The sequence below is a fragment of the Colwellia sp. genome, from assembly GCF_013215345.1.
Taxonomy (GTDB): Bacteria; Pseudomonadota; Gammaproteobacteria; order Enterobacterales; family Alteromonadaceae; genus Colwellia.
The window spans coordinates 1-12,871 of record NZ_JABSOV010000107.1; the positions used below are offsets into that span (position 1 = coordinate 1).

6 protein-coding genes are annotated in these 12,871 nt (G+C 40.4%); 4 read left to right on the plus strand and 2 right to left on the minus strand.

Annotation, left to right across the window (positions count from 1 at the left end; genetic code table 11):
* Positions 1-637 precede the first annotated feature (637 nt).
* The 4 genes from HRT50_RS14370 (at position 638) to HRT50_RS14385 (ending at position 9,868) form a co-directional block, all read left to right on the plus strand.
* On the plus strand, positions 638-3,799 hold the full coding sequence (locus HRT50_RS14370; protein ID WP_291615671.1) for a glycosyl hydrolase family 18 protein: 3,162 nt from the start codon (positions 638-640) through the stop codon (positions 3,797-3,799).
* 112 nt (positions 3,800-3,911) lie between these two features.
* The gene (locus HRT50_RS14375; RefSeq protein WP_291615673.1) at positions 3,912-5,504 is read left to right on the plus strand and encodes a lytic polysaccharide monooxygenase; all 1,593 of its coding nucleotides are present in this window, start codon (positions 3,912-3,914) and stop codon (positions 5,502-5,504) included.
* Positions 5,505-5,610: 106 nt separating this feature from the next.
* Positions 5,611-8,229 (plus strand): glycosyl hydrolase family 18 protein, encoded by a 2,619-nt coding sequence (locus tag HRT50_RS14380; RefSeq protein WP_291615675.1) that lies wholly within the window; start codon positions 5,611-5,613, stop codon positions 8,227-8,229.
* 370 nt (positions 8,230-8,599) lie between these two features.
* Positions 8,600-9,868 (plus strand): leucine-rich repeat-containing protein kinase family protein, encoded by a 1,269-nt coding sequence (locus HRT50_RS14385; protein ID WP_291615677.1) that lies wholly within the window; start codon positions 8,600-8,602, stop codon positions 9,866-9,868.
* Positions 9,869-9,946: 78 nt separating this feature from the next.
* Here the strand turns inward: HRT50_RS14385 and HRT50_RS14390 are convergent, their stop codons facing one another.
* Together HRT50_RS14390 and HRT50_RS14395 are read right to left on the minus strand one after the other, a co-directional pair.
* Positions 9,947-11,950, minus strand: coding sequence for a methyl-accepting chemotaxis protein (locus HRT50_RS14390; RefSeq protein WP_291615679.1), 2,004 nt, complete (start codon positions 11,948-11,950; stop codon positions 9,947-9,949).
* Positions 11,951-12,358: 408 nt separating this feature from the next.
* Positions 12,359-12,871 (minus strand): hypothetical protein (locus tag HRT50_RS14395; RefSeq protein ID WP_291615681.1); only part of this gene is annotated, 513 nt, incomplete at its 5' end.

Consider the following 12,871-nt stretch of genomic DNA (forward strand, 5'->3'; position numbering starts at 1 on the left):
AGATATTTTACAAGCAGAGAAAATGACTCAGCCATGTGCAACATAGTCCGCGTTGAAGTAGCAGTGTAGCTAAAGAATGTTTTAGCTACACGCTGTAATAACTGCTTAAATAACTGCTGTTAACTTTCTAGATATGCTTACTATTGCCAATAGATTCTCAAGTATTTTTCAGTTTGACTTATGTATCATTGAGAGAAAGCTATCAATTAATTTACTGTAAAGTCACTACAATAAATTAGTATAAAAACTCTAAAAAATCATCACTAAACTTCTAATTTTATTCAAACTTTTCACATTCATCACTGCAAATACAAATCTTTATATAACTATTGAGTATATCTTATAGCTAATTATATTTTTGGTGTTTTTTAAACCTACACTCCTTATTTAGCAACAACTGAGCTGGCATTAACAAACCATTAACACCGGACTTAACCTCAAAAGAATACACAATTTGTAACTATTTACTGTCGTTAACTAGAACAATTCAAACCACTGATTTTAAACACTAAAAACAGATCAAATATTGTACGGTGGATTTTTGTATGCAAATGGCGACAGATTGACCTTTGATTTTTATGTGTTAGCTTTAAATGGCGTAACAACTACAATGTTAAAAACATGTAAAGGAAGTAATATGAATAACATAATACTAATAAATAATGCCTTCAAATTAGGGGCAATATCTGTCGCTTTACTCAGTAACTCTGTTTACGCGACCACATACAACTGCACTGATTTACCTCAATGGCAAACAGGCCAAGTATCTGTTGCCGGCCAAATGGTCCAAACTGCTGAACAAGCATTTAAATCGAACTGGTGGAATAAAACCAATCCTGTTACTCATTCAGGTCAATGGCAAGAGTGGCAGAACCTCGGTACCTGTGATGGTAGTGTCACTGATAACATTCCGCCTACGGTAGCTATCATCTCACCTGTAAAAAATAGTTCTTTCACTAAAAATGACAGCGTTGTCTTTTCCGTGAGTGCTGCTGATGACGATGGTAGCGTGGCAAAAGTTGAACTGTATTTAGATGATGTAAAATTAACCACGTTAACCAATTCACCCTATGAATTTACTTGGTCTGCAGCCCTAGGAAGCCATATGGTAAAAGCCATAGCTTTTGATGATAAAGGCGCACAAACAAGCACAGAAAGTAATGCCTTAACCGTAACGGAAAAAGATACACCACCAGTAAATAAAGCGCCCACCGCGACACTTATGGCGAACTTACCTAGCAAAATTTTAATTGGTGATGCAATTACCTTTGAATATTCAGGCACTGACATCGATGGTCAAGTCACACAATTATCATTACTTGAAAATGGCGTGGTACTAAATACTATTAATGCCACTTCCGGCAGCTTTGTTTGGACAGCAACAGCTTTAGGCCAGCAAGCTTTTACGGTTGAAGCAACCGATGACAAAGGTGCAACATCTTTAAGTAATGCCATTAACTTTGCGGTAGTTACTGAAGGGCAAACTGGCAATGATGCTGATGCTTGTCGACCTGAAGGTTTATACCAAACACCAGGCGTAAACACACCATATTGTACGGTTTACGATCAAGATGGTCGTGAGTTGATGGGCACAGATCACCCGCGTCGTGTTATTGGTTATTTCACCAGTTGGCGTAACGGCGCAAACGAGCAACCAAGCTACCTAGTTAATGATATTCCCTGGGACAAAGTTACCCATATCAACTATGCATTTGCTCATGTAGACGCTAATCATAAAGTATCAATTGGCGATCCAAATTCACCGAATAATCCAGCAACCAATATGGAATGGCCAGGTATCGTAGGGGCAGAGCTTGATCCTAGCTTGCCATACAAGGGTCACTTCAATCTGCTCAATAAATATAAAAAGTTACACCCTAAGGTAAAAACATTAGTTTCTGTTGGTGGTTGGGCTGAAACAGGTGGTCACTTTGATGACAACGGCCGTGTAGCTGATGGCGGTTTTTACACCCTAACAACCAATGCTGATGGCAGTGTAAATCAAGCGGGTATTTCGGCCTTCAGCGCCAGCGCGGTTGAGTTTATCGAAAAGTACGGCTTTGATGGCGTTGATATAGATTACGAATATCCATCGTCTATGGCTGACTCTGGTCATCCAGACGATTTTATTTTTTCAAATGCTCGTCGAGCGCACCTCAATGCTTCCTATCAAGTATTAATGAAATCACTACGTGAAAGTCTCGATATTGCTGGTGAAGCCGCCGGAAAACATTACTTACTGACCATAGCTTCACCATCATCTGGTTACTTATTGCGTGGTATGGAAACCTTCCAAGCTACGCAGTACCTTGATTACGTAAATATTATGTCATATGACTTGCACGGCGCATGGAATTCACATGTTGGTCACAATGCCTCGCTTTTTGATACCGGTTTAGATTCTGAGCTAGCTGCATGGAATGTTTATGGCACTAAAGAATTTGAAGGTATTGGCTATTTAAATACCGACTGGGCGGTTAAATACTTCCGCGGTGGTTTATCAGCTGGACGTATTAATATTGGTATCCCTTATTACACTCGTGGTTTCAAAGATGTTACGGGGGGCACCAATGGTTTATGGGGTCAAGCGGCTTTTCCTGATCAAGCGAACTGTCCCAAAGGTACTGGTAAAGGCGATAAAAACAAGTGTGGTAATGGCGCTATCGGTATCGATAACCTTTGGCACGATACTGAAAATGATCGCGAAGTCCCTGCTGGCTCAAATCCACTATGGCATGTTAAAAATTTAGAGAAAGGTATTGTTGGTAGTTATGCAGCCGCTTACGGTCTAGACCCAATAAATGATGCTAGTGATGTGCTAACAGGCATTTATACCCGTCATTATGACAGCGCGGCCATAGCACCTTGGTTATGGAATGATGCTAAAAAAGTATTTATTTCTACTGAAGATGAAGAGTCTATGGCCACTAAGGTTGATTACGTTATCAACAATGGTTTAGGTGGTGTTATGTTCTGGGAACTTGCTGGTGATTTTGATTACGACGCAGCCAAAGGTGAGTATTTTATGGGCTCAACGATGACCACAATCGCCTATGATAAATTTAATCAAAGTGGCACTCCTTATGGTATTGATAAAGGTAACAAGACTTTTGTTAAACCTGCAGAAATGGTTGATATTAGCTTTATCGCCAAAGACTTCCCAGCGGGAGATGATAACTACCCTATCAGTCCAACTTTTGCCTTTACTAACAACTCAGCCATTGATTTTTCAGGGGCTAAAATATCATTTGATGTGCCAGTATCAACGTCAGCAATATTCAAATCAAACTGGAATGCCACCAAAAAGCTCAAAATGGCTATTGAGCACAATGCCTCAAATAGCGCCGGTAATAATATTGGTGGTTTTGAAAATGATTTCCATCGTTTTTCAATCACCTTAACCAATGAATGGGGCGGCGTCACAGAGTCATTTAATCCAGGTCAAACGGTGAATGCTCAAGTGATGTATTACATGCCAATTAGTGGCCCGGTTAACTTCACTATTGAGAAAGACGGGGAAGTATTTGCCTTCAAAGCTGAATACCCAAATTTACCGGAAGCAACTTCTAGTGGCACAGGTGGCGGTGACAACGGCGGAGGAAATGGCACAACATGTAACGGTATTGATGTTGCCACATTGTCGATTTATCCAGAATTCCCTCAGAAAGATTGGCAAGGTAACTCTAGCCATGCCAATCAAGGCGATATGGTTGTCCACAACGATACTGTTTTCAAAGCTAAGTGGTGGAGCAATTCAGAGCCTGGTGGGAGCGACTGGGATAGTGTCTGTAATTTATAGCTCCTTATAAACGAAACCGTTAATTCCAATAATTTAACAAGTTAACTTAACTAATTAATTTAACAAAATAAGCAGCGATAAATACTTAAGTATTTATCGCAAGGAGAAAGCTATGTCTAAAAATCATCTAAAAGTTACCTCAATCGCTATGGGTTTAGCACTAACCAGTGTTTTATCTACCATCAGTACGCAAGTTTCTGCCCACGGCTATATGTTCAGCCCAATGGCCCGCCAAGCATTTTGTGAATTACAGCAAGGTTATTGGTGGCCAGAAGATGGTTCAAATATTCCAAACGCCGCATGTCGTGCCGCATACTTAAGCTCTGGTTATTTTCAATTTGTTCAACTGCATGAATTTGCGGTAAATACCCGCGACTTTACTAATTTAGTTGCAGTAAAAGCCAATATACCCGACGGCACTTTGTGTGCAGGTGGTGATGATAAGAAAAAAGGTATGAATCTGCCCTCACCTCATTGGCAACGCAGCGATGTAGTCCCTAATGCTAATGGTGACATCAACATAAAATTTCTAGCAACCACGCCTCATAATCCGAGTTTCTGGCAATTTTATTTAAGTAACCCTAGTTATGATGGCAACACCATGCCACTTACTTGGTCAGATATCACCTTGGTGCAGTCACACGCAAATATCGATTTTATCAAAGATGCCGAGGACAGACGTTTTTATCAGATGGAAGTCAACATACCTGCTGATAGAGTTGGTGACGCTATTTTATATAGCCGTTGGCAGCGTGATGACGCAGCTGGTGAAGGCTTCTATAACTGTAGTGATATCACTATTGTCCGAGATACTGCTCAACCTGATACTTGGTTTGACGCTGGCTTCTTCTTAAAACAGGGGCAAACAGCAAACGTTGGTGAAACCGTTAGTTTGCGGTTATTCGATGCTACAGGCCAGGAGTTAATAAACCAACAGCTCGCGATAACTGAATTAAATCAAGCAACTTGGCCAAGTGATTTTGCGCAATCGTTAAATATGGATTACAGCCACTTACTCAATATTGGTGTAGAAAATGCCCAGGGTGATATCGCTTTTGATTCAACAAACCTACTCAGTAATGTCACCTATGTCGCCGATAAAGAGCATACTTTTGTGCTTTCTGTCCAAGCAGTACCAGTAAATACTGCGCCGATAGTCCATGACATCGACAATATTATTATCACCGAATCTGCTACTGAATCTATTCATGTGCATGCCTTTGATGATGAGCAAACTAATTTATCCTTCACTTGGCAAATACCCAATGAGATCTCTTACACAGGAGATGATGCCAATATCACGATTACCTCTCCTATGGTTGAAGCCGATACTGACTTCAACCTTAGTGTTGCTGTGTCAGACGGTATGTTAACTATCAGCAAGAGCTTTACTGTCACGGTGAAAAACAGTGTGGTAGACCCTACCATCCCATTATGGAACAGCACTACAGCTTATTCGGCTAACGATAAAGTGAGCTATGAAAACAAGGTTTATTCAGCCAAATGGTGGAACAAAAACCAAGCGCCGGATAACAGTAATGCTTGGCAACTCGAATCCCCTAACGATGGCGGCACGGCAATTTGGCATGCTCAGAATGAGTATTCACAAGGCGCTGTAGTAAGTTATCAACAAGTTAATTATCAAGCTAAATGGTGGACTAAAGGTGAACAACCTGATGCCAGTAATGTTTGGAAAAAACTTTAAAGCTATAAGAAAACCCACAATAAGAATACCCACAATAAGAATACCCACACAACAATGCTGAACATGCCATCGGTATAAAACAGTAATATTATAATAAGAGGAAATCATGAACAAAAAACTACTCACTATGTGCGCAATAAGTGCAGCACTATCATCACAACAAGCCGCTGCAGCGCCCGCTGCACCAAGTATTGATTGGACTCCACAAAACTACTCTTTTGTAGAAGTTGACCTAGAAGGTCAAGGCTCTTATAAAGACTTAGTTAAAGCCAAAGAGCAAGTCGAGATTAGTGTCAAATGGAACTCTTGGAGCGGCTCTGGTGGCGACAACTATAAAGTATATTTCGATAATACTATGGTAAACGAAGGTACTTTCGCTGCAGGCACAAAAAGCGGCGTTATTAACTTCCCTTATGCTCAATCTGGTCGTCATCAAATGACTATTGAATTGTGTGAAGGCACAGTGTGTGCAACCAGTGCAGGTAAAGAAATCGTTATTGCCGATACTGATGGTGGTCATTTAGCGCCACTTGCGATGAACATAGATCCAAATAATGGCACTTACCCAAGACAAATTGATAACGTGGTTGGTGCATATTTTGTTGAATGGGGAATTTACGGTCGCGGTTATGATGTTAGCCAGATACCAGCCGATAACTTAACGCATTTATTATATGGTTTTATTCCAATTTGTGGCGCTAATGAATCGTTAAAAGAAATTGAAAATGGCAATAGCTGGCGCGCATTAGAAAAAGCCTGTGCTGGCTCGGCTGATTACGAAGTGGTAATTCATGACCCATGGGCTGCAGTACAAAAAGCCTTACCTGGCATTGACTCAAACGATCCTATTCGTGGTACTTACGCGCAATTAATGGCGTTAAAACAACGTAATCCTGATTTAAAAATTCTACCTTCTGTTGGTGGCTGGACTTTATCAGACCCTTTCTATGGTTTCACTGAAAAAGCTAACCGTGATGTTTTTGTTGCTTCAATGAAGACATTCTTAAAAACATGGAAATTCTACGACGGCGTTGATATTGACTGGGAATTTCCCGGTGGCAGTGGTGCTTCACCAACATTAGGTGATCCAATTAATGATGGCCCTGCTTATGTTGCTTTAATGCAAGAACTACGCACCATGTTAAACGAATTAGAAGCTGATACAGGTCGTACTTATGAACTAACCTCAGCAATAGGCTCAGGTTATGACAAAATTGAAGATGTAGACTACGCCGCAGCTGCGCAGTTTATGGATTACATTTTTGCCATGACTTATGACTTTTTTGGCGGCTGGAACAATGTAACTGGCCATCAAACCGGTTTAAATTGTGGTAGCCATTTGAGTGTTGATGAATGTAATGGCACTGGTTTGGATGATAAAGGCGAACCACGTAAAGGTCCTGCTTATACCATCACTAATGCGGTAGATTTATTATTAGCGCAAGGCGTAGCGGCTAAAAAGATTGTTGTTGGTACAGCAATGTATGGTCGTGGTTGGGAAGGTGTATCACCAGATAACACCACTATTTTAGACAATCCAATGACAGCTGACGGTACTGGTAAATTGACTGGAACTAGTGCCCAAGGTGTTTGGGAAGCAGGTATTATTGATTACAAAGGCCTTGCTCAACATATGGTTGGCGCAGCAGGTACTGGTGTTAATGGCTTTGAAGTTGGTTACGATGAAATGGCTGATGCTGCTTATGTTTGGAATAAACAATCAGGAAAATTAATAACTTACGATAGCCCACGTTCGGTTATTGCTAAAGGTCAATATGTAAAAGCCAGTGGTTTAGGTGGCTTATTTGCCTGGGAAATTGATGCTGATAATGGTGATATCCTTAATGCAATGCATGAAGGTTTAGGTGGCAGTGTTGGTCCAATTAACAAAAAACCTGTTATTAGCTTAGCAAGTAGCTTTTCGGTTAATTCTGGTGAAATGATCACCATAGCGGCGACGGCAACTGATGCTGATAATGATGTACTAACTTATAGCTGGGCAGTTGATAGTGCCTTAACAACGGGCGCAACTAATACCACTTCTGTTGATATTACCGCGAGTACAGTGACACAAAATACTAATTATGTATTAACGCTAACCGTATCAGACGGTAAAACAAGTGTAAGTAAATCGACAACATTAACTGTCGTTGCACCAAGTACAGGTAATACCGCACCTGTTGTTAACGTTATAAGTGATGTAACGGTAGAAGAGGCAATGCAAGTTAGCATCGCAGTTGTGGCAAGCGATGTTGATAACGACCCATTAACTTACACTTGGCAAGTACCTACAGGTTTAACACTTGTCGGCTCAGGTGCCAATGTGACATTAACTGCTGGTGATGTAGCTGCTGATACTAACTATACCGTAAGTGTAGATGTTAGTGATGGTTCTGCCGTTACCTCACAAAGCTTTACAGTAACAGTAACTAACAAAACTACTGGCGGAACGGGTACTTGGGACAGCAGTAAAATCTATAATACTGGCGATACTGTTGTATATAACGATGTAACTTACAAAGCTAACTGGTGGACTAAAGGTGAAAAACCTGATCAAAGTGGCGCATGGTCAGAAGTGATTCCTGATGATGGTCAAGTAAGAGCATGGCGTGCAGATTTAGTTTATAACGGCGGCGATAAAGTTTCACATAACAGCGAAACTTATACCGCAGCCTGGTGGACTAAAGGTGAAGAACCTGGTGTTGCTAGTGTTTGGAAAAACTAGTACCAAGAATAACAACTGTAAATAATTATTAGCCATTCTCACATGGATGTGGACACCTACCTTTATTACTGGGTTAGGTGTATGGCTAGCAGCGAACACCTTACACTTTTGCACCTTTCTTCAGTAATGAAGTCAGGTGCTTTTTTGTATAATACCATTTTCATTAAGTTTGTGACCTTGTTGTGCGTAGAGAAAATAAATCAGGGCAAGGCGCTTGATTGAGCAATAGCTCGCTATTGGGATTGAGAGCAACGCAGACGTGGATTATTTTAACCTGCACAAGTGGGCAATAATTTTAATCATTGAAGCTTTATTGAAATATTTCCAGTAAACTAGCGCCGTTTTTCATCACTCTTACGGACGCTTTATTTTGCATACTCTAGCTCAACTTCTATCTGGCGAACTTCGCGGTATTAATCAGTTAAAACTCTCTGAAAACTTAACTGAATTTCCGCTAGAAATCTTAACCCTGGCTGATAGTTTAGAGATTCTCGATTTATCAAGTAATGCCTTATCGTCATTGCCTGCAGAATTAGCACAACTGACAAAACTTAAAGTGATCTTCGCTTCGCAAAATAAATTCAGACATCTACCGGAAGTATTAGGAAAATTACCTAACTTAGAAATGGTTGGCTTTAAATCAAACCAAATTACACAAGTAGCGGAAAACTCACTTCCCATGCAGTTACGTTGGTTAATTTTAACTGATAATCAAATTGAAACCTTGCCAGATTCTTTAGGTGAGCGACCTAGATTACAAAAACTGGCTTTAGCAGGTAATCAATTAACCGAATTACCACAAAGCTTAGCGCAAGCCCATAACCTTGAACTGGCACGAATATCTGCAAATAACTTAACTGAATGCCCTGAGCAACTTTTAAACTTGCCTAATTTAGCCTGGTTGGCTTTTGCCGGTAATCCATTTTCACAGTTAAGTATTACTGAAAAAGCTGAAGTAAAAACAGTTCCTGAGCTTTCATCCGATAGCTATACCCTAGAGCATGTTCTTGGCCAAGGCGCTTCTGGCGTTATTTCAAAAGCCCATTGGAATAGCGAACAATCGAAATTTCCAGCTGACATTGCCGTTAAGGTATTTAAAGGGGAAGTGACCAGCGATGGCTACCCCGAAGATGAACTACAAGCATGTTTGCAAGTAGGTGATCACCCAAATTTAGTACAATCATTGGCGCAAGTGAAGGAAGACTTAGACTCTGGAGGTAAGTACCTAGCATTGATCATGAGTTTGATCCCTGAAACTTACCAAAACCTTGGCCTGCCACCGTGTTTTAAAAGCTGTACCCGCGATACTTTCCCACAAGGTTTTAGCTTACCTATTACCCTTATTACTAACATAGTGCAGCAGATGGAAGATGTCTTTAGCCACATGCATAACAGTAAAGTCTGTCACGGTGACTTATACGCTCATAACACCTTATTTGATGTGCTAGGCAATATCATATTTGGCGACTTTGGCGCTGCCACTAGCTATCAAATGCTAACACCTGTACAGCAAGACAAAGTTCGAAAAATTGAACACCGAGCGCTAAATCATTTTATTGATGATTTATTGAGTATTTGTATTGAGCAAGATAGGAATAGTGAAGCGTTTAAGCTGTTGAAAGAGCGTGTAAGCCTTTAAAAAATATAAAAAAGCGTGCAGATGAATATCTACACGCTTTTTAAGTTCTGCTAAGTTTAGGTAACTTAAACTAACTAGCTAAACTTTGAATTGATTCACTACTGTCGTGAGATTTTCAGAATAAGTCTGTAACCCCTGCAAACCATCACTCATTTCAGCGGCACCTTGCACGGTATCTTCGGTCAAAGCCCTAACATTTTCGATGCTTTTCGATACTTCTTCGGCAACAGTTGACTGCTGGGTAACCGATAGCGCAATTTCTTGTGTTTGGTTCTGAATGCTAGTTATAACACCGGTTATCTCAGTTAATACACCCTGCACTTGTTCAGTCAATTCAACACTAGACTGCGCTTCTGTACGGCTACTTTCCATCACTGTTACCGCTCTTGACGCTGTAGTTTGTAGCTCATCAATAATTTTTTCGATACTCGCGGTAGATTCTTGTGTCCGCGAGGCCAGAGTTCTCACTTCATCAGCAACAACGGCAAAACCACGACCTTGCTCACCCGCACGAGCTGCTTCAATAGCCGCGTTTAATGCTAATAAATTGGTTTGATCGGCAATACCGCGAATCACACTCAACACTTCACCAATACTCTGGCTATCTTCTTTAAGCTTATTAACCACAGTTGCTGCGGCACTAATATTTTCAGCTAATTTGTTGATTCCGGCAGTAGCTTGGTTAACCACTGACGCCCCTTCAGCAACTTGAGTTTCAGCACTATTGGCCAACTCTTGCGATAAATTAGCGTTATAAGATATTTCACTACTATTTTGCGCCAATTCATTAGCCGAAGTCGCCACCATATCAATTTCTTGTTTTTGTTCTTCAATAATATCGATAGTTTGTCTACTGATAGAAGAAGCAATAGCAGTTGATTGCCCTACTTCGGCAGTAATCACCACGGTTTCTTTCACCAAGGCTTGAATTTTATCGATGAAGGTATTGAATTCTTTTACTAATTGACCAATTTCATCATTTTTAAGTGGCTCAATGCGCTTAGTCAAATCACCATCACCTTCAGCGATATCATGCATGGTTTGCTGTAAACGAGTGAGACGCTTAGTTAGCGGTAATACCATCACATAAACAACCACTGCGACTAAGCCTATGATAATGAAAACGATAAAGCTTGATGACCAAAAAGCCTGAGTCACGGGCTCAGAAATAAGGTTTTCTGGCACCATAAAACCTAGCTTCCAGTTCATTTTAGGCATGTCACTGCTGACCTGATTAAAGATAACTTTATACTGTTCACCTTGCCACTCAACATTGCCGATGCCTGACGCGCTATTCAAGGCGAGGTTCTGTAATTGAGTAAAGCCAGACGCATCGTTAAATTTAGCGTCGATATCTTGCATTAAATCACCTGGCGAGAAACTAGTATTGAAGCCAGGAAAGAACACCAACTTACCGGTATCTGTCATTAAAAATGCTTCACCTTCGCCTTGATACTTAATTTTAGAGAGTAAATCTTTACCTATGGTGGAGATTAAAATATCAATACCACCAATGCCTAGTAGCTTGCCATTAGGTAGGTAATAAGGCCCTGTTACTGTCGCAGAAATTGAACCGTCATTATTATCAACAGCAGGGTCGGTAACATACATTTGTCCTTGGTCTAGACCATTAGTCCACCAAGGTCTTTGATTGGTGTAATAGTCGGCGTCAGTATAGCGACCATCTAAATCAAAATATTCATGGGTATTTTCACTGCCAAAAAAGACACTTTTAATAGCAGGTTCTTTAGTTGAGAAGTATTTGAAATATTCGGTGACTTGCTGGTATTGCTTGTTGTTATCAATGTCTGACAGTCGTTGGTCATAATCAGAAAACCAGTCGATAACTTGTGGGCTGGCAAAAACACTGTGGACTATTTGCCCCTTAGCTTCAAAGAATCCACGTACTTCTGCCGATTGCAGTTTAACGATATCTTCAATTGAGCGGGTGATTTGTTTGCGAGTATCGTCACTTACATTAGAAAGAATAAAAAATGAAGTGGTGATCAGTAACAGCGCGACTGCGCCTGATATGCCAGCAACTAACTGACGCATAATAGAACGGTTTATAAAATTAAACATGAACTTCCTACTGCTTGATGGGTGTGGAACAAGTTTTAGCTTTTATTATCTGAAATCAAAATGTTAATTTTGATAAGACAAAAACTGTATCATGGCTCGAATGAAATGGCTATCTACCGAGGCACATAGCTCCATAAGTGAGCTGATACGCTTTAATATCATTCTATTGATAGGATATGCGCTGATTTGCCTGACTGTAAGTCACTTAAGCTCTAGCCGACTAAATAATCCAGATAACAGCCAATACCTTAGGACTTAACTGTTGGTAAGTTCATATTTTGTTAATTAAAAATTAGCTATTCTGACACTGCAGTTAATAAAGTGAAAGCCCTGCATTTTATCTAGGGCTTTCATTGCCTTATCAATAATTATGTCTTCGTGAATTAAAAACAAAGACATGCACTGTAGTTATGGCGTCCAAGGACTTAGTGGAATCTTGATTTCACTATCACTAAACCACTTGATACTTAAAGGCTCACCCGCATCAGCAATAGTTTCTTCACTCACGTCTTTTCCTGTGCCCAAATTAACTTGGAAGTTATGGTTTTTGTTAACATCTAACACCAAAACTAAGCGACTGCCCTTGCCAATAATTTTTGCCGTCATTCGACCGTTTACCAGTGGAATAATGGTCTTCTCATGTGGCGTCAGTAATTGGCGGTCACTCATGTCTTTTGCGTAACTGGCACGACTGACATAATTATTGAAGTGAAACAACTTGCCATCACTTTGCAATTCGTAAAAATTAAAACCAATATCAACATCCCTTTTATTTATCGCTAAAGTGAAATGTCCGCTAAGAGCACCAGCCAACTGCTGTGGCTCAGTCATGGCTTCGGTCATAAAGACCAAACCGCTAGTGGTATTTAACTGAGCTGAAATGATGGCGCTTGGTTCAGAGTTATGCTGAGTCGTTCTATC